The organism is Paraburkholderia edwinii (assembly GCF_019428685.1).
In the GTDB taxonomy this organism is placed as follows: domain Bacteria; phylum Pseudomonadota; class Gammaproteobacteria; order Burkholderiales; family Burkholderiaceae; genus Paraburkholderia; species Paraburkholderia edwinii.
Genome location: NZ_CP080095.1, coordinates 1051817 through 1070531, shown reverse-complemented (window position 1 = coordinate 1070531; position 18715 = coordinate 1051817). Strand labels below are relative to the sequence as shown.

The window sequence follows — 18715 nt, the reverse complement described above, 5'->3', positions numbered from 1 at the left end:
AGCCCTCCCGCTCATTTTCAACGAACCGCAACGAACTGACGCTACGAACTGTATCTGGAGAACAACATGCCCCCGCACAATACCGACGATGTCCGCATTCGCGAACTGAAGGAACTCACCCCGCCCGCGCACCTGATCCGCGAATTCCCGTGCAGCGAAAAAGAATCGGACCTGATCTTCAACACGCGTCAGTCATTGCATCGCATCTTGCACGGCATGGACGACCGGTTGATCGTCATCATCGGTCCGTGCTCGATTCATGATCCGAAGGCCGCGCTCGAGTATGCGGGACGTCTTATCGAACAACGCAAACGCCTCGCGGGCGAACTCGAAATCGTCATGCGCGTGTACTTCGAAAAGCCGCGCACGACGGTCGGCTGGAAGGGCCTCATCAACGACCCGCATCTGGACAACAGCTTCAAGATCAACGACGGCTTGCGCGCTGCGCGCGAGCTGCTGCTGCATATCAACGAGCTGGGCCTGCCGGCCGGCAGCGAATTTCTCGACATGATCAGCCCGCAGTACATCGCCGACCTGGTTTCGTGGGGCGCAATCGGCGCGCGCACGACCGAATCGCAGGTGCATCGTGAACTGGCTTCAGGGCTGTCGTGCCCGGTGGGCTTCAAGAACGGCACTGACGGCAATGTGAAGATCGCCGTCGATGCGATCAAAGCAGCATCACAACCGCACCACTTCCTCTCGGTAACGAAGGGCGGCCATTCGGCGATTGTGTCGACAGCGGGCAACGAAGACTGCCACATCATTCTGCGCGGCGGCAAAGCGCCGAACTACGACGCGGAGAGCGTCAATGTCGCGTGCGCGGACATCGGCAAGGCCGGCCTCGCCGCACGGCTCATGATCGACGCGAGCCATGCGAACAGCTCGAAGAAGCATGAGAACCAGATTCCGGTTTGCGCCGATATCGGCCGCCAGATTGCGGGCGGCGACGAGCGCATCGTCGGCGTGATGGTGGAGTCGCATCTGGTCGCGGGCCGCCAGGATCTGCAGAAGGGCTGCGCGCTGACATACGGCCAGAGCATCACCGATGCATGCATCGGTTGGGACGAAAGCATCGGCGTACTCGACGGACTCGCCGACGCCGTCAGACAACGCCGTATCGCACGCGGCAGCGGCAACTGAATCATGCGATAGCAGCACGCTCCACTGCATCTTGAAAAGCCCGGCCACCGTGCCGGGCTTTTTTATCGTTAGCCATCCGGACGAATGTTCATTCATGTACGACACGGGTACCGTAAGCGTTCTTCGCAAGCATGTCGAAAGGACTTGACTTGAGAAGAATATCGGTACAACATTTTGTACATGAAGGGAGCGTATGAGTCGGGAAAAAGAGATTCGCTGGGTTGGCTCCAGCTATGACGACCTTCTGGCGTTTCCGGAGGAAGCACGGCGGCAAGCAGGCTTTCAGCTTTCCAAAGTACAAGCCGGGCTTGACCCGGACAACTGGAAACCCTTTGAACTGGTCGGTGCAGGGACGCGCGAAATTCGCATTCATGAAGAAGAAGGTACATTTCGCGTGATGTATGTCGCAAAGTTTGTCGAAGCCATTTATGTTCTGCATTGCTTCCAGAAGCAAACGCAGGCAACGAGCAAACAAGACAGGGAAACCGCCGAAGCACGGTATCGTGCTTTAGCAAATGTTAGGAAGGCAGAGCAATGACGATCGATACTAAAATCCGTCACGTAACGAAGCCGGGGGCGAACCTGTTCCTCGAACTCGGCTTCTCCGCGGCAGAAGCGAAGCGTCTGCATGCCGCTTCGCAAAAGCAGATCAACGACACGCGCGTGCTGAAGGAACAGCTTATGACCGAACTCTCGAGCTGGATCGAACAGCATCATCTGAAGCAGGCGGAAGCGGCCGAAATTCTGATGGTGTCCCGGCCGCGTGTGTCCGATGTCGTGAACAAGAAAACGTCGAAGTTCACCATTGACACGCTTGTCGAAATGTTGAGCCGCATCGGCAAGCCGGTGACGCTGGCTGTCGGGTAGCGTCGCGGGTTGAATCAACGTGAAGCGGGTCGAAGCTGCGTACTGATCGAATGTGAAGTCTATGCAGCCTCTACCCCTCGCCTCTACCCCTCGCCTCTACCCCTCGCCTCTACCCCTCGCCTCTACCTCTTCGCCTCTACCTCTTCGCCGAGCGATCATGCTGCCATAGCACATCGCTGCCGCCATTCACTCTATTGAGCACGCGCGCGAGCACGAACAGCAGATCCGACAACCTGTTCACATAGCCTCGCAGCGCCGTGCTCACGCCCTCCATCGTCCCGAGTGCAACGATCGCGCGCTCCGCGCGACGGCACACAGTTCGACAAACATGTGCCTGAGAAGCGGCTCGCGAGCCTGCGGGCAGGATGAACTCCTTCAGCGGCGGCAGCGTCGCGTTGTAGTCGGCAAGCCATCCGTCCAGCCGGCGCAGATGCGCATCGGCAATCATCGTGTGGCCGGGCACGCTCAGCTCGCCACCGAGATCGAACAGATCATGCTGAATCGCTGTCAATGCCGCGCGCACATCGTCGGGCAGGCTCTCGCACAACAGCAGGCCCATATGTGAGTTGAGCTCGTCGACTTCACCAATTGCCACGATGCGCGCATCGTCCTTGCGCACGCGGCTGCCGTCGCCGAGGCCCGTCGTGCCGTCGTCGCCGGTGCGCGTCGCAATCTTGCTCAGGCGGTGACCCATGATGTCGTTCCTCTCATCCTCTGTCGCGGCAATGCGCCTCGGTCGAAGCCATTATAAGTTTTGGACGCGGATCGCCGCCGCCCTCGTCACCCCATGTTTGCCGCCAGGCGTTCGGCGTAGAATGATTTAAACCCGCTGCAACAAATATGCCTTACAGGAGACCAGCGTGAACCATCCCGCGCCGCCCGCCGCCGTGCGCCGCCCTTTCCCCGCTGAACTGCTTGGCGCGCTGAAATCCGCCTTCGGCGAACGCGTGTCGACCGCCGATGCGGTCCGCACGAATCACGGCCGCGACGAGTCACCGTTCGACCCGCAGCTTCCGGATGCGGTCGTCTTCGCGCGCAACACGGAAGACGTGCAGGCCGTCATCCGGCTCTGCGGTCAATACGACGTGCCGGTCATTCCTTACGGCAACGGCTCGTCGCTGGAAGGTCATCTGCTCGCGGTGCAAGGCGGTGTGTCGATCGATCTCGCCGAAATGAACCGTGTGCTGTCGATCGATGCGGAAGACCTTACCGTCACCGTCGAGCCCGGCATTTCGCGCAAGCAGCTCAATGCTGCACTGCGTGACACCGGCCTCTTCTTCCCGATCGATCCCGGCGCCGATGCGAGCATCGGGGGCATGACCGCGACGCGTGCGTCCGGCACGAACGCGGTGCGCTACGGCACGATGCGCGAAAACGTGCTCGGCCTCAGCGCGGTGCTGGCCGACGGCCGCGTGATCCGTACCGGCACGCGCGCACGCAAGTCTTCGGCGGGCTACGATCTGACGCGTCTTTTCGTCGGCTCGGAAGGCACGCTCGGCGTCGTCACCGAAATCACGCTGCGGCTCTATCCGCTACCGGAGGCCGTGTCCGCCGCCGTGTGCGCGTTTCCATCGATGGAAACGGCCGTGCGCACGGTCATCGAAACGATCCAGATGGGCGTGCCGATTGCGCGCGTCGAGTTTGTCGATGCACTCGCGATTCGCGCGATCAACCGCCATTCGAATCTGACGTTGCGCGAAGCATCGACACTGTTCTTCGAATTTCACGGCACGCAAGCCGGCGTGAAGGAGCAGGCTGAACTCGTGCAGGAAATCGCCGCGCAGAACGCGGGCGAAGGCTTCGAATGGGCGACGCATCCCGAAGACCGCAGCCGCCTGTGGAACGCGCGGCACAACGCCTACTTTGCGATGCTGCAATTGAAGCCCGGCTGCCGCGCGGTCACCACCGATGTATGCGTGCCGATTTCACGGCTCGCGGAATGCGTCGTCGAAACGGAGCGGGATCTGAAGGCGTCGCCGCTGCCATGCCCGATCGTCGGACATGCCGGCGACGGCAACTTCCACGTCGCGATGCTGATCGATCCGCAGCGGCCCGAGGAGTTCGCCGAAGCCGAGCGCCTGAACCAGCGCATCGTGCAGCGAGCTTTGCGAATGAATGGCACGTGTACCGGCGAGCATGGCGTGGGCCTGCACAAGATCGATTTTCTCGTCGAGGAAGCAGGCCCGGTTGCGATCGACACGATGCGCGCGATCAAGCACGCGCTCGATCCGCGCAACCTGATGAACCCAGGCAAGATATTTTCGTGGGCGGCATAGGACGAAAATGAGGACGAAAATAAGCATGAACTGACTGGCCGGGCCGAAGAACGTCCCGCACGCGCATCCCCATAACGAAGACGAACCGCGCATGCCGGACCCGGCGCCCCCACAACAAGTCAATACGAGGAGACAGACCATGAACGCGCCCGCCGAACTGTCCGCTGAAGTGCTCGCGCAACGGCAACGCGAAGTCGTGCAGGCCTTGATGGCCGTGCTGCCGACCCACTGTCTGCTATATCGCGAGGAAGATACGGTCGCTTACGAATGCGACGGCCTCGCCGCGTACCGGCGTCTGCCATTGGCCGTCGTGCTGCCCGAAACCGAGTCGCAAGTGCAGCGCGTCGTGCAGATCTGCCATCGGCTCGATGTGCCGATCGTGCCGCGCGGCGCGGGCACGAGCCTGTCGGGCGGCGCGATGCCGATCCGGCACGGCGTGGTCGTATCGCTCGCGCGCTTTCGCAAGATCATCGAAGTCGACCCGTATGCGCGTACCGCAACCGTCCAGCCCGGCGTGCGCAACCTGTCGATCTCCGAGGCCGCCGCGCCGTACGGGCTCTACTACGCGCCGGACCCGTCGTCGCAGATTGCCTGCACGATCGGCGGCAACGTCGCTGAAAATTCGGGCGGCGTCCATTGCCTGAAGTACGGCCTGACCGTGCACAACGTCATGCGCGTGCGCGCGATCACGATGGAAGGCGAAGTGGTCGAGTTCGGTTCGCTGAGCCCCGATGCACCGGGCCTCGATCTGCTCGCGGTGGTGGTCGGCAGCGAAGGCATGTTCGCGATTGTCACCGAGGTCACGGTCAAACTGATTCCGAAGCCGCAGACCGCGCAGGTGATCATGGCGAGTTTCGACGACGTCGTGAAAGGCGGAGACGCGGTCGCCGGCATCATCGCCGCGGGCATCATTCCGGCCGGCCTCGAGATGATGGACAAGCCGGCCACGCGCGCGGTCGAAGAATTCGTCCGCGCGGGCTACGACCTCGATGCCGCGGCGATCCTGCTATGCGAATCCGACGGCACACCTGAAGAAGTCAGCGAAGAAATCGTCAGGATGACTGCGGTGCTGCGCGAGCATGGCGCAACGCGTATCCAGATCTCGCGTTCGGAAAGCGAGCGGCTACGCTTCTGGTCCGGACGCAAGAACGCGTTTCCGGCGGCCGGCCGCATCTCGCCCGACTACTACTGCATGGACGGCACGGTGCCGCGCCGCAGCATCGGGCCGCTGCTCGCGCGTATCGAAGCGATGGAACAGAAGTACAACCTGCGCTGCATCAACGTGTTCCATGCGGGCGACGGCAATATGCATCCGCTGATTCTCTTCAACGGCAACGATCTCGACGAATGGCATCGCGCCGAAGCATTCGGTTCGGATATTCTCGAGAGTTGCGTCGAGCTCGGCGGTACCGTCACGGGTGAGCACGGCGTGGGGATCGAGAAAATCAATTCGATGTGCGTGCAATTTTCTCCTGAGGAACGCGATGCGTTTCATGCGGTAAAACGCGCGTTCGACCCACCCGGCCTGCTGAACCCCGACAAGGGCATCCCAACGCGCGCGCGGTGTGCCGAGTACGGCAAAATGCATATTCGCGCGGGCCTGTTACCGCATCCGGAACTGCCGCGCTTCTAGTCGACGCCATTGCACGGTAACCGGAATCCTTCACTGATGCCTGTGGCGTATGGCCTGCGCTGCAGGCAAACGCGCAGGCACCGGTTTCTTGCCCGCCTGCCTCGCGCACGGCCCCTACATCCGGGTTCTTACTGACTCCGCAAAGCATCTCCCATAGCGCCGCTCAGGGGTCCCCGTACGGGTCCGTTCCGGGTTGCCAGGCGAGCGCCGCCCGGTACAATCGAAACCACTACAACGAAACACGACGCCATGGATGAGGACGACATCGTCGCCGAATGGTCCGAACGCATCCGTTCGGCCACCGCCGAAAGACGCCCAGTGCGGATTCGCGGCGGCGGCACGAAAGACTGGTACGGCCAGTCGCTGCAAGGAGAGGTCCTCGATACGCGCGCCCACCGCGGCATCATTGCCTACGATCCAGCGGAACTGGTGATTACCGCGCGCGCGGGCACTCCTCTTGCGGAAATCGAAGCGGCGCTCGCCGAGCACGACCAGATGCTCGCATTCGAACCGCCGCACTTCGGCCCGCAAGCGACGCTCGGCGGCTGCATCGCCGCGGGTATCGCCGGCCCGCGCCGTCAGTCGGCGGGCGCGCCGCGCGACTTCGTGCTCGGCGCGGTCGTCATGAACGGCCACGGTCAGGTGCTGCACTTCGGCGGCCAGGTCGTCAAGAACGTCGCCGGGTACGACGTCTCGAGGCTCATGGCCGGCTCGCTCGGCACGCTCGCACTGATTCTCGAACTGTCGGTCAAGGTGCTGCCGCGCCCGAAGGCGGAAATCACGCTGAAGTTCGATATGAACGGCACCGATGCGGTCCGTAAGCTCAACGAATGGGGCGGCCGGCCGCTGCCCGTCAGCGCGAGCGCATGGCGCAACGGCACCCTCGTGCTGCGTCTCGGCGGAGCGGAAGCGGCGGTCAAATCGGCGCGTTCGTCGCTCGGCGGCGAAGTGGTCGACGCGGTCGAAGCGGAACGTTTCTGGTCCGGCTTGCGCGAGCAGACGGACCCGTTCTTTGCGGCGATCGCACCCAAGGCCGCGCTCTGGCGGCTCGCACTGCCGACCATCACCGAGCCGCTGCAGTTGCCGGGCGCACAGATGATGGAATGGGGCGGCGCGCAGCGCTGGTGGATCACCGACGCCGATGCGCAAACGGTGCGCATCAGCGCCAAGCAGGCCGGCGGCCATGCCACGATTTTCCGTACCGGCCACGGCTACGATCGCAGCGCCGGCGTGTTTACGCCGTTGCCGGCGCCATTGATGAAGATCCACCGCGGCCTGAAGGCCGCTTTCGATCCGGCTCGCGTCTTCAATCGCGGCCGGCTGTACCCCGACTTCTGAGCGCGCGATGCAAACCAACCTCGCGGACTTCATTCGCAATACGCCCGACGGCGCGGAAGCCGACGCGATCCTGCGCAAGTGCGTGCATTGCGGTTTCTGCACGGCGACCTGTCCGACCTACCAGCTGCTCGGCGACGAACTCGACGGCCCGCGCGGCCGCATTTATCTGATCAAGCAGATGGTCGAAGGCACGCCGGTCACGCGCAGCACGCAGTTGCATCTCGATCGCTGCCTCACCTGCCGCAATTGCGAATCAACCTGTCCATCGGGCGTGCAATATGGCCGGCTCGTCGAGATCGGTCGCAAGCTGACCGAACAAAAAGTGTCGCGGCCGTTCGGCCAGCGTGTGCTGCGCCGCGTACTGGCGAGCTTCGTGCCGAACGAAGCGCTGTTCACGCCGGTCATGCGCCTCGGACAACACGTGCGGCCACTGCTGCCGAAGAAGCTGCGCGACAAGGTGCCTGCGCGCCAGCGCCAGCTCGAATGGCCCGCCTCGAAGCACGAACGCAAGATGCTGATGCTCTCCGGCTGCGTGCAGCCGTCGATGATGCCGAATGTGAACACGGCCACCGCGCGCGTACTCGACGCGCTCGGCATCGAAACCATCGTCGCGCCGGACGCCGGATGCTGCGGCGCGATCCGTCTGCACCTCGGCTACAACGACGAAGCGCTCGATGACATGCGCGCGAACATCGACGCATGGTGGCCGTACGTCGAAGAGGGCGTCGAAGCGATCGTAATGAACGCGTCGGGCTGCGGCGCGACGGTCAAGGAATACGCGCACCTGTTGCGCGACGATCCGGTGTATGCGGAGAAGGCGCGCCGCATAGTCGAACTGACGCGCGACATCGCCGAGATCCTGCCTGAGTTCGAGGAGCCGCTGACCGCCCTCACGCGCCGGCGCGCGGTACATACCGTGGCCTTCCATCCGCCCTGCACGCTGCAGCATGGGCAGCAGATACGCGGCAAGGTCGAGCATCTGCTCGGCGAACTCGGCATCGACGTGCGGCTGCCCGCCGACAGTCACCTGTGCTGCGGTTCGGCCGGCACGTATTCGCTGACGCAGCCGGCGCTGTCGTATGCGTTGCGGAACCAGAAGCTCGAGCGCCTGCATGCGCAAGAGCCGCAGATCATCGTGTCGGCGAACGTCGGGTGCATTGCGCATCTGCAAAGCGGCACGTCGATGCCGGTGGTGCACTGGATCGAGCTCGTCGAGCACATGCTGGCCGGGTGACCGGCCAGTCACCCGAACGCGCGCACCCGGGCCGCGTACGCGAAAGCGGACGAACCTGTGCACGACCGCATGGCGGCACAGCGATGCGCTGACACGGTGCACCGCCATCGCATCCGTATAATTGGACGCCACCGACCCTTTGCAGACGTTGTCATGCCCGACCTGATCCACAATCTCGACGCGGTGCGCCAGCGCATCGCGCTCGCCGCGCAAGTCGCGGGCCGCGACCCGCGCTCGGTCGCGTTGCTCGCGGTATCGAAGACCTTTCCCGCCGAAGACGTCCGTGCCGCGCATGCGGCCGGCCAGCGCGCGTTCGGCGAAAACTACGTGCAGGAAGCGCTAACGAAGCTCGACGCGCTCGCCGATCTGCGCGAATCGATCGAGTGGCATTTCATCGGGCCGCTGCAATCGAACAAGACGCGCCCCGTCGCCGAGCGTTTCGACTGGGTTCATTCAATCGATCGTCTGAAGATCGCGCAGCGGCTCGCGGAACAGCGGCCCGACGGCATGCCGCCGCTCAATGTATGCGTGCAGGTCAACGTGAGCGGCGAAGCGTCGAAATCCGGTGTGCTGCCCGAAGAAGCCGCCGACGTCGCGCACGCGATCGCCGCGCTGCCGACGCTGCGCTTGCGCGGTCTGATGGCGATTCCGGAGCCCGCCGGCAGCATCGAGCAGCAGCGCGTGCCACATCGCGCGTTGCGCGAACTGTTCGACCGGCTGCGCGCCGCCGGGCTCGAGCTCGATACCCTGTCGATGGGCATGTCGGACGATCTCGAGGCGGCCGTGCTCGAAGGCGCGACGATGGTGCGCATCGGCACCGCGATCTTCGGCGCTCGCGACTATTCCAACTGAACCCTCTTCCGGACACACCATGAGAATTGCGTTTATCGGCGGCGGCAATATGGCTGCCGCGCTGATCGGCGGTCTGATCAAGCGCGGCGTCGCGGCAGCCGACCTCTATGCGATCGATCCGAACGAAGACGCGCGCAAGCGCAACCAGCAGCAATTCGGCATCGCGACCGGCGCGGCCGCCGACACGGCGCTCGCATCGTTCGACGCGATCGTGATCGCGGTCAAGCCACAAGTGGCGAAGGACGTCGCCAGCGCGCTGGCCGCGCATCTGTCGGCACGGCAGCTCGTGATCAGCATCGTCGCGGGCATTCGCGCCGCCGACCTGTCGCGCTGGCTGAACGGCCACGCGCGCATCGTGCGCACCATGCCGAATACGCCCGCGCTGATCGGCATGGGTGTCACGGGTCTGGTTGCACTAGGCGGCGTCGACGAAAGCGGACGCGCGCTCGCCTCGCAAGTGCTCGGCGCGGTCGGGCAAACCGTCTGGTTCGACGACGAATCGAAGATCGATGCGGTGACCGCGATCTCGGGCAGCGGTCCGGCGTATGTCTTCTATTTCATCGAAGCGCTGCAGGAAGCAGCCCGTCAGCTCGGCATGGACGAGGCGCAAGGCCGCGCGCTCGCGGTCGCGACGTTCACCGGCGCGGCGCAACTCGCGGCGCAATCGGATGAGCCGCCGTCGGTGTTGCGCGAACGCGTGACGTCCAAAGGCGGCACGACTGCGGCGGCGCTCGCCGCCTTCGACGCGCAGCATGTGAAGGATTCGATCGTGCGCGGCGCGCTTGCCGCCGATGCGCGCGCGAAAGAGATGGGCGAGGAGTTCGGCAAACAGTAGTGCCTGCCGCCTGAGGCGCGCGCTATCACCTCGTGCGGCCCGCTGCGGCCTGCTGCGGCCTGCTGCGCCGAGCGCCACGAGTGCGACGGGCCGCTCACGCGGCCCCTTTATCGTTCATAGGTTCTGCACTGCGTAATGCGCCGCAATGCCGGCAAACAGCACGCCGCCCAGCCAGTTGTTATGGCGAAACGCGGCGAAGCACGGCATCCGTTCGCGGCCGCGGATCAGCGTGTAGTGATAGATCGCGCAGCCCACGGCCGCCGCAAGACCGATCCAGTAAAGCACACCGTAGTGCAGCACGACGCCGATCCCCGCATAGATGCCGAGCGTCGCCGCGTAGCAGAGCATGATCGCGAGCACGTCGTAGCGGCCGAACGTCAATGCGGAGGTGCGAATGCCGATCTTGATGTCGTCGTCGCGATCGACCATCGCGTACTCGGTATCGTATGCAACGGACCAGAACACATTGGCAACAAGCATCACCCATGCAAGCATCGGCACTTGGTCCTGAATGGCCGCGAACGCCATCGGAATGCCAAAACCGAACGCAATGCCGAGATACGCCTGCGGAATCGCGAAAAAGCGCTTGGTGAACGGATAGGTGCCGGCGACGAAAAGCGCGAACACCGACAGTTCCTTCGTCAGCGTATTGAGCGGCCAGATCAGCACAAACGCGACCAGCGCGAGCGCCGCCGCGAGCGCGACGGCTTCCCATGCCTTGATCTTGCCCGACGTGATCGGCCGGTTTTCGGTGCGCTTCACGAAGCGGTCGAAATCGCGGTCCGCGTAGTCGTTGATCGCGCAGCCGGCCGAACGCATCAGCAGCGTGCCGAGCGCAAAAATAACGAGCAGCGATAACGCCGGCCGCCCGTCGGATGCGATCCACAGCGCGTTGAGCGTCGGCCACAGCAGCAGCAGGCTGCCGATCGGCTTGTCCATGCGGACGAGCCGCAGATAGAGCGGGAGTCTGGCGAACATGGGAAGTGCGTCGGGGACGATGCCGCTATTTTAGTGCAGCATGGGGCGGGACTTTCCGAACGGCGCAATCGCGCCACAGTCGGCCACGCTCGCGCGTCCTGCGCTGCCGCATCAATCAGCGCGTCCGCAAACGAAAAAGCCCGACAGGTTCTACCCCTGTCGGGCTTTTCAACGTCAGTGCGACGTCTTCTCGTTCGCTCCCGCTCAGGCGAGCATCGAGCGCAGCATCCACGCGGTTTTTTCGTGCGTCTGCATGCGTTGCGTCAGCAGATCGGCGGTCGGCTCGTCGTTTGCCGATTCCGTGAGCGGGAAAATTTCGCGCGCGGTGCGCACAACCGACTCCTGGCCTTCGACGAGCTGGCGGATCATCTCTTCCGCCGACGGCACGCCGTCCGCTTCAGCGATCGACGACAGCTTCGCGAAGTCCTTGTAGCTGCCCGGCGCGAACACGCCCAGCGCGCGGATCCGCTCGGCGATCGAATCGACGGCCAGCGCGAGTTCGTTGTATTGGCCTTCGAACATCAGATGCAACGTGTTGAACATCGGACCCGTAACGTTCCAGTGGAAGTTGTGGGTCTTCAGATACAGCGTGTAGGTATCGGCTAGCAGGCGCGACAGGCCTTCTGCAATCTTCTTGCGATCCTTGTCGCTGATACCGATGTTGACGTGCGAAACGGCTTCTTTTTTGGCCATGATGACTCCTTTCAAGAGTGATTCGTACCGGTCGCTTGCCCGGGATTGTCTGTTCGCAATCCTTGAACGCTCGAACGCCCGACAGTTTAGCGTAGAACGCCAACCCTTCGCGTGCGAGCCGGCGTGCGTCGCGGCCATCATTGCATTGCGCGCGTTGCGCCACATCGTTCCATGTGTCGCCTGGAGCGCAAGCGCCGAACGCGCTTGCGCTCAGCCGCCGAAAATGTGCGCGATGCCGTGCGCGACGATCACCGCATAGCCGCTGCTGACCACCGCCAGGCCGAGCATCCGGCGCGCAAGCGCCGCGCTGTGCATACGCTGCAAGTGCTGAGCGTGCGCGCGGCCGTTGATACTCATCAATACCATCTGGACCATGATCGTTCTCCTTTCACTTCAGGACGGCGGCGCGGGCTGCATATTGTTGCGTGGCTTGCTGCCGCGCCGCCGTCGAACTGCTCGACTCGGGTTGCTTCGTCGGGTTACTTCGTCGGGTTACTTCGTTTTCCCCGACGTCGCGGCGATCTTCTCGATCGCCGCGATCACGCCTTCCGCGTACGCCGGGTCGATACGGCGGAAATGCTCGATCTGACGCGCGACGATATCCTCCGGCACACCATTGATGTGACGCGCAATGTTGCCGAAGAAGCGCTCGCGCTGCGCGGCGTCGAACAGGCGGAACAGCGCCGCGGGCTGGCTGTAGTAATCGCCGTCGTCGCGATGGTCGTAGCGATCGACTGCACCGGCCGCGAGCGGCGGCTCCGCCGCGTTCGGATCCTGCGCGAAGTCGCCGAACCGGTTCGGCTCGTAATTCGCCGTGCGGCCGAGATTGCCGTCCGCGCGCATCGCGCCGTCACGGTGGAACGAGCGCTGTGCGGGCGCGCGCGACGCATTCACCGGAATCTGGTGATGGTTGATCCCGAGGCGATAGCGCTGCGTGTCACCGTACGAGAACAGACGCCCTTGCAACAAACGATCCGGCGAGACGCCAATACCCGGCACCACATTCGCCGGCGTGAACGCCGACTGCTCGACGTCCGCGAAATAGTTATCGGCGTTGCGGTTCAGTTCGATCACGCCGACGTCGATCAGCGGATAGTCCTTGTGCGACCACACCTTCGTGATGTCGAACGCGTTGTAGCGATAGTTCGCCGCATCGGCTTCCGGCATCACCTGGATGCAGAAGCGCCAGCGCGGGAAATTACCCTTGTCGATATTGTCGACGAGGTCGCGCTGCGCGCTTTCGCGGTCCTGCGCAATCACTTGCGCAGATTCGGCGTCGGTGTAGTTCGCGATGCCCTGCATCGACTTGAAGTGGAACTTCACCCAGAACCGCTCGTTGTTCGCGTTGATAAACGAGAACGTGTGCGAGCCGAAACCGTGCATCTGCCGATAGTTTTGCGGAATGCCGCGGTCGCTCATCAGGATCGTCACCTGATGCAGCGATTCCGGATGGCGCGACCAGAAGTCCCACGCCGCGATATTGCTGCGGAGATTCGTGTACGGGTCACGCTTTTGCGTGTGGATGAAATCGGGAAACTTGAGCGGATCGCGGATAAAGAACACCGGTGTGTTATTGCCGACGACATCCCAGTTGCCCTCCTCGGTATAAAACTTGATCGAGAAGCCACGCACGTCGCGCTCGGCATCGGCCGCGCCGCGTTCGCCCGCCACCGTCGAGAACCGCATGAAAAGCGGCGTTTCCTTGCCGACTTGCGCAAACACTTTCGCCTTCGTGTAGCGCGAGATGTCGTGGGTGACCTTCAGCGTACCGAAGGCGCCCGAACCCTTCGCGTGCACACGGCGCTCGGGAATCACTTCGCGATCGAAATGCGCGAGCTTCTCGATCAGCCACATGTCCTGCAAGGCGACCGGACCGCGCACACCGGCGGTCATCGAGTTCTGGTTATCGGCAACGGGCGCACCGGCGGCGTTGGTGAGGGTACGTTCGGTCATTGCTCTGTTCCTTTGTTTGTCAGGGGCGATTCGTTCTTCGGGAAAGGCATTCGATGCGTCGGGATTACGCGGACAGCGCGCGATCGACGAGCAGAGCAATGGCGACGGTGCGCAGGGTTTGCGCCGGTGCGGCGTTGACTGCCGCGGCGGCTGCGCTCGGCTGCTGGAACGAAGCGGGAACAGACTGGCTGCGGGACTGGATGGCAAAAGGCGACACGTGCTGCATGGGTACCTCCGGGTTCTCGTTGTTGGGGATCAGCGAAGATCCATGAGAGGCACTATAGCAAAGCTATCGATTTATATAATTTAATTAAATTTATCTATTCGATAGAGGGTCGCGCGAACCCGGCGCTTCGTGTAGGATTAAATCCTACTCCAATGTCCCGGAGACGCAATCATGCGTTCCACGCAGCAATTCAGCATCACCCTGCCTAACGAACTAGCTGACCTCGTCCGTTCCAAAGTCGCGAGCGGCGAATATGCGACGGATAGCGAGGTCGTCCGGGATGGCTTGCGCACATTGGCCGCGCGTGATCGCGTGATCGAAACATGGCTGCGCGAAGAAGTTGCGCCTGCCTACGATGCGCTGAAGGCCGACCCGTCCCGCGCGGTCAGCGCAAGTGATGTTCGCGCGGCGCTCGCCGCGAAACGAAAATCGAGAGAGTGATTTGCCTATGACGACATCCGAAGTCAGATTCGCTCCTGAGGCGTTGGAGCATCTAGCCGAACTCGAGCGATATCTCGCGGATGTCTCTTCGCCGCGCGTGGCCGTGGATTACGTAGATGGAATCGTCGCGTATTGCGAAAGCTTGCGGACCTTCCCGCATCGCGGTCATCGGCGCGACGATATTCGGCCCGGGCTGCGGCTGACGAACTACCGTGGCCGCACAGCAATTGCCTTTCTTGTCGAAGACGAGCAGCCGATCATCGTTGGTGTGTTTTATGGCGGCCGGGATATCGAGGCGGCCCTCACTGCGGCAGACGACGAGTCGCCGCCTTCATTCCTCATGCTGCACGACAGCGCGTTTTAAAGCGATACGGTGTAAGCGCCCATCATTAACCGGGCGCCCTCGCCTCAATTCACCGCCGCCGGCAAATCGAGCTTCTTCACACCGGGCAGATCACAAGCGGCCACCGCGTCGCAGATCGCATCGATCGCCGGCATGCGCGTGAAGCTCTTGCGCCACGCAAGCACGACGCGGCGATCCGGCACCGGCTCGTCGAAGGCCACATAACTGAGCAGCCCCGAATCCACGCCGCCCGCATGGGGCTTTACCTCGTGCACCGACATGCGCGGCAGCACGGTAATGCCAACGCCGCTCGCGACCATATGACGAATCGTCTCGAGCGATGAGCCTTCGAAGGTCTTCTGAATACCGTCCGCGTTCTGCGAGAAACGCATCAGCTCCGGGCACACGCCGAGCACGTGATCGCGGAAGCAGTGGCCGCTGCCGAGCAGCAGCATGGTTTCCTGCTTGAGGTCGCTCGCGTCGATCTTGTCGCGCGTCTCCCACGCGTGGCCCGACGGCAGCGCGACGACGAACGGCTCGTCGTAGAGCGGCCGCAGCATCAGGCCCGTTTCGGGAAACGGCAGCGCCATGATCGCCACGTCGATTTCGCCCTGCTTCAGCAGTTCGATCAGCTTCAGCGTGTAGTTTTCCTGCAGCATCAGCGGCATCTGCGGGACGCGCTTGATCATCTGCTTGACGAGCGTCGGCAATAGATACGGCCCGATCGTGTAAATAACGCCAAGGCGCAGCGGCCCAACGAGCGGATCCTTCCCCTGTTTCGCGATCTCCTTGATCGCGAGCGTCTGCTCGAGCACGCGCTGCGCCTGCGTGACGATCTGCTCGCCGATCGGCGTCACGCTGACCTCGCTCGTGCCGCGCTCGAAGATCTGCACGTTCAGTTCGTCTTCGAGTTTTTTGATCGCTACGGACAGCGTCGGCTGGCTGACGAAACACGCCTCCGCCGCGCGGCCGAAATGCCGCTCGCGCGCCACCGCGACGATGTATTTCAGTTCTGTGAGCGTCATTGAGGGACCAATCAGTGCAATAAAATCAATAGGTTTCAGTTATACACCTATGGGGCCAATTCGCCAACCACCACGCATGCTGCGGCAGCGCGGCGAGCGGCAAACAGCCATCGTCCGCGCTTATGACCTATGCCTTCAGATAGTGTTCACGCCCGCCGAGCCAGCGCGCGAGATGCTGCGTCACGACGTCCGGGTATTGCGCGAGCAGCTGCGCTGCCGCTTCGCGCGCCGGCTCGATGAGCCAGCCGTCCTGCTGCAGGTCGGCGAAACGCAGCATCGCCGCGCCGGACTGGCGTGCGCCGAGAAACTCGCCGGGACCGCGAATGTCGAGGTCGCGGCGCGCGATTTCGAAGCCGTCGGTGGTCTCGCGCATCGTCTGCAGGCGCGCTCGCCCGGCAATCGATAGCGGCCCCGAATACAGCAGCACGCATACCGACGCGACGCTGCCGCGCCCCACGCGGCCACGCAACTGATGCAGTTGCGCGAGCCCGAAGCGCTCCGCGTGTTCGATCACCATTAACGACGCGTTCGGCACGTCGACGCCGACTTCGATCACGGTCGTCGCCACCAGCAACTGGACCTCGTTGCGTGTGAACGCGTCCATCACCGCCGCTTTTTCCGCGGGCGCGAGACGGCCGTGCACGAGCCCGACTTTCAGCTCGGGCAGCGCGGCCACGAGCGTTTCGTAGGTCTCGACGGCCGTTTGCAGTTGCAACGTCTCGCTCTCCTCGATCAGCGGACAGACCCAGTAGACCTGACGCCCGGTGAGCGCCGCTTCGCGCACGCGTCCGATCACCTCTTCACGGCGCGCATCCGCAATCAGCTTCGTCAGGATCGGCGTGCGGCCCGGCGGCAGTTCGTCGATCGTCGAGACGTCGAGGTCCGCGTAGTACGTCATGGCGAGCGTGCGCGGAATCGGCGTCGCCGACATCATCAGCTGATGGGGCTGGAACGCGCGCGCGCCGTCCGCGGCGTTCTGCGCCTTGGCGCGCAGCGCGAGACGCTGTTCGACGCCGAAGCGATGCTGCTCGTCGACGATCACGAGCCCGAGGCGCGCGAATTCAACGGTGTCCTGGATGATCGCGTGCGTGCCGATCACGAGCCGCGCGGTGCCGAGCGCGGCCGCTTCGAGCGCCGCGCGCTTTTCCTTCGCCTTGAGACTGCCGGCGAGCCACGCAACCGTGACGCCGAGCGGTTCGAGCCAGCCACGCAGCTTGCGCGCGTGCTGCTCGGCGAGGATTTCGGTCGGCGCCATCAGCGCGGCCTGGTAGCCGGCATCGATCGCCTGCGCGGCGGCAAGCGCGGCGACGATCGTCTTGCCGCTGCCGACGTCGCCTTGCAGCAGACGCTGCATCGGGTGCGGCTGCGTCAGATCGTTCGCGATCTCGGCGCCGACGCGCTGCTGCGCGCCCGTCAGCGAGAACGGCAGCGCGGCGAGCAGACGCGTGACGAGCGAACCGGCGTCGCCGGCCGCGCGGCACGGCATCGCGGGCGCCGAGCGCGTGCGGCGTTCCTCGTGCGCGCGCTTGAGCGACATCTGCTGCGCGAGCAATTCTTCGAACTTGATGCGCGACCACGCCGGATGCGTGCCGTCGATCAGCGCGGTTTCGTCGGCGTCCGCGTGCGGGTGATGCAGCGTGCGCACCGCCTGCATCAGCGGCGGCAATTCGAGCGGCTTCAGATATGCGTGCGCGATCGCTTCCGGCAGCAGCTCCGGCAACGACGTGCGCGACAGCGCGTTGTCGATCGCCTTGCGCAGATACGCCTGCGTCACGCCGGCCGTGCTCGGGTAAACCGGCGTCAATGCCTGCGGCAGCGGCGTATCTTCATCGACGACGCGCACCGCCGGATGAACCATCTCCATGCCGAAGAAGCCGCCGCGCACATCGCCGCGCACGCGCAGCCGCACGCCGACCGACATCTGCTTGACCTGCGAGCCGTAGAAATTGAGGAAGCGCAGCACGAGCTCGTCGCCCGCGTCGTCACGCAGCTTCACGAGCAACTGACGGCGTGGCCGGTACGCGATTTCGTTATCGAACACGACGCCTTCCGTCTGCGCGATGCCGCCCGGCAGCAGCTCGCCGATCGGTGTCAGCGACGTTTCGTCTTCGTAGCGCATCGGCAGATGCAGCACGAGATCGATGTCGCGCGAGAGGCCGAGCTTCGCGAGCTTGTCGGCGGTGCGAGGAAGGGTGGGCTTGTCGGCGGGCTTCTCGGCTGCGCGCCCGGATGGGGAGCCGGCAGCCGGTTTTGCCGCGCGCTTCGCGGGCAGCTTCTTCGCCGCTTTCGTTGTCGGCCCCTCGGACGCGGGCGCCGGATCCTGCTGCTGCGGCAATGCGGCCGCAGCCTCGTCGCTCACCTGCGTCCGCGCCGACGCCGCCTTGCCGCGCACGGCGCGCCGCGGCAAGGCGGCGTCGGCATCATCGGGGTCTACAGGCGGACGGCGTTCGGACAAGGGCATGAGTCGCTTCGCAAGTACAATATCGGCTTTCCACGTTTTCGTGGCCGTTCGGCGCGGCATCAGGAGGCAGGCGCCGGCGCGGCAATGTCCCGCAATCATAGCCGCTCGGCGCGCGGCGTCGATTCTGTCTGATCTGTTTTGCTTGAGTCCGACGCGGATTGGATCATTGCGGGATCGCTGCCGCTTATCGCCTGCGCGCGGCATTGGTCATAATTTGCCGCCGGTTGCCGCGTCGTCGTTGCCGCGTCGTCGTTGCCGCGTCGTCGTTGCCGCGTCGTCGTTGCCGCGTCGTCGTTGCCGCGTCGTCGTTGCCGCATCGTCGTTGCCGCATCGTCGCCGCTTCGTCGTTCCTGCATTCGTTGCCGCATTGCCGTCGCATCCGCCGCAGCTTTGCTGCACGCCCGAACCCAGGCGCTTGCA

Annotated in this window: 19 protein-coding genes; 11 read left to right on the top strand and 8 right to left on the bottom strand. The window is 63.8% G+C overall.

From position 1 onward, the window contains the following. Window positions 1-66 precede the first annotated feature (66 nt). The 3 genes from aroG to KZJ38_RS04720 all read left to right on the top strand — a co-directional run bounded on the left by aroG (window position 67) and on the right by KZJ38_RS04720 (window position 2007). Window positions 67-1140, top strand: a complete 1074-nt coding sequence (gene aroG, locus KZJ38_RS04730; protein WP_219799007.1) for a 3-deoxy-7-phosphoheptulonate synthase AroG — start codon at window positions 67-69, stop codon at window positions 1138-1140. 193 nt (window positions 1141-1333) lie between these two features. After that, window positions 1334-1678 (top strand): type II toxin-antitoxin system RelE/ParE family toxin, encoded by a 345-nt coding sequence (locus tag KZJ38_RS04725; RefSeq protein WP_219799006.1) that lies wholly within the window; start codon window positions 1334-1336, stop codon window positions 1676-1678. Beyond that, window positions 1675-2007, top strand: coding sequence for a helix-turn-helix domain-containing protein (locus KZJ38_RS04720; protein WP_219799005.1), 333 nt, complete (start codon window positions 1675-1677; stop codon window positions 2005-2007). The genes KZJ38_RS04725 and KZJ38_RS04720 overlap by 4 nt, the downstream gene beginning before the upstream one ends. 136 nt (window positions 2008-2143) lie before the next feature. Here KZJ38_RS04720 and KZJ38_RS04715 read toward each other — a convergent pair whose 3' ends face one another. Next, window positions 2144-2701, bottom strand: a complete 558-nt coding sequence (locus KZJ38_RS04715) for a cob(I)yrinic acid a,c-diamide adenosyltransferase (RefSeq protein ID WP_219799004.1) — start codon at window positions 2699-2701, stop codon at window positions 2144-2146. 166 nt (window positions 2702-2867) lie between these two features. On the opposite strand from KZJ38_RS04715, the gene KZJ38_RS04710 reads away from it, so the two are divergent. The 6 genes from KZJ38_RS04710 (at window position 2868) to proC (ending at window position 10175) form a co-directional block, all read left to right on the top strand. Further along, window positions 2868-4283, top strand: a complete 1416-nt coding sequence (locus KZJ38_RS04710) for an FAD-binding oxidoreductase (protein ID WP_219799003.1) — start codon at window positions 2868-2870, stop codon at window positions 4281-4283. A gap of 139 nt (window positions 4284-4422) precedes the next feature. Continuing rightward, window positions 4423-5916 (top strand): FAD-linked oxidase C-terminal domain-containing protein, encoded by a 1494-nt coding sequence (locus KZJ38_RS04705; RefSeq protein WP_219799002.1) that lies wholly within the window; start codon window positions 4423-4425, stop codon window positions 5914-5916. Between the two features lie 249 nt (window positions 5917-6165). Further along, window positions 6166-7254, top strand: a complete 1089-nt coding sequence (gene glcE / locus KZJ38_RS04700) for a glycolate oxidase subunit GlcE (RefSeq protein WP_219799001.1) — start codon at window positions 6166-6168, stop codon at window positions 7252-7254. A gap of 7 nt (window positions 7255-7261) precedes the next feature. After that, a complete protein-coding gene (glcF, locus tag KZJ38_RS04695) occupies window positions 7262-8488 on the top strand; it encodes a glycolate oxidase subunit GlcF (RefSeq protein ID WP_219799000.1) in 1227 nt (408 codons plus the stop codon). Window positions 8489-8641: 153 nt separating this feature from the next. After that, on the top strand, window positions 8642-9340 hold the full coding sequence (locus tag KZJ38_RS04690; protein WP_219798999.1) for a YggS family pyridoxal phosphate-dependent enzyme: 699 nt from the start codon (window positions 8642-8644) through the stop codon (window positions 9338-9340). Between the two features lie 19 nt (window positions 9341-9359). Next, window positions 9360-10175: a pyrroline-5-carboxylate reductase gene (proC, locus tag KZJ38_RS04685; RefSeq protein WP_219798998.1), complete on the top strand. Its 816-nt coding sequence runs from the start codon at window positions 9360-9362 to the stop codon at window positions 10173-10175. A gap of 114 nt (window positions 10176-10289) precedes the next feature. Here proC and ubiA read toward each other — a convergent pair whose 3' ends face one another. The 5 genes from ubiA to KZJ38_RS04660 form a co-directional block, all read right to left on the bottom strand. Next, complete coding sequence (gene ubiA / locus KZJ38_RS04680) at window positions 10290-11153, bottom strand: 4-hydroxybenzoate octaprenyltransferase (protein ID WP_219798997.1); 864 nt, start codon at window positions 11151-11153, stop codon at window positions 10290-10292. Window positions 11154-11357: 204 nt separating this feature from the next. Beyond that, window positions 11358-11846, bottom strand: coding sequence for a Dps family protein (locus tag KZJ38_RS04675; RefSeq protein ID WP_219798996.1), 489 nt, complete (start codon window positions 11844-11846; stop codon window positions 11358-11360). Between the two features lie 210 nt (window positions 11847-12056). Then, window positions 12057-12221: a hypothetical protein gene (locus tag KZJ38_RS04670; RefSeq protein WP_219798995.1), complete on the bottom strand. Its 165-nt coding sequence runs from the start codon at window positions 12219-12221 to the stop codon at window positions 12057-12059. Window positions 12222-12338: 117 nt separating this feature from the next. Further along, the gene (locus KZJ38_RS04665) at window positions 12339-13799 is read right to left on the bottom strand and encodes a catalase (RefSeq protein WP_219798994.1); all 1461 of its coding nucleotides are present in this window, start codon (window positions 13797-13799) and stop codon (window positions 12339-12341) included. A 64-nt stretch (window positions 13800-13863) separates the two neighbouring features. Continuing rightward, window positions 13864-14025, bottom strand: a complete 162-nt coding sequence (locus tag KZJ38_RS04660; RefSeq protein WP_219798993.1) for a hypothetical protein — start codon at window positions 14023-14025, stop codon at window positions 13864-13866. 171 nt (window positions 14026-14196) lie between these two features. Here KZJ38_RS04660 and KZJ38_RS04655 point away from each other — a divergent pair, with 171 nt between their 5' ends. Then, window positions 14197-14466, top strand: a complete 270-nt coding sequence (locus tag KZJ38_RS04655; RefSeq protein ID WP_219798992.1) for a ribbon-helix-helix domain-containing protein — start codon at window positions 14197-14199, stop codon at window positions 14464-14466. Window positions 14467-14473: 7 nt separating this feature from the next. Beyond that, entirely contained in the window at window positions 14474-14830 is a 357-nt protein-coding gene (locus KZJ38_RS04650) for a type II toxin-antitoxin system RelE/ParE family toxin (protein ID WP_219798991.1), read from the top strand. Window positions 14831-14874: 44 nt separating this feature from the next. On the opposite strand, the gene KZJ38_RS04645 is transcribed toward KZJ38_RS04650, so the two are convergent. Together KZJ38_RS04645 and recG are read right to left on the bottom strand one after the other, a co-directional pair. Next, complete coding sequence (locus KZJ38_RS04645; protein ID WP_219798990.1) at window positions 14875-15834, bottom strand: LysR substrate-binding domain-containing protein; 960 nt, start codon at window positions 15832-15834, stop codon at window positions 14875-14877. Window positions 15835-15961: 127 nt separating this feature from the next. Then, window positions 15962-18295, bottom strand: a complete 2334-nt coding sequence (recG, locus tag KZJ38_RS04640) for an ATP-dependent DNA helicase RecG (protein ID WP_219798989.1) — start codon at window positions 18293-18295, stop codon at window positions 15962-15964. Between the last annotated feature and the right edge of the window lie 420 nt (window positions 18296-18715).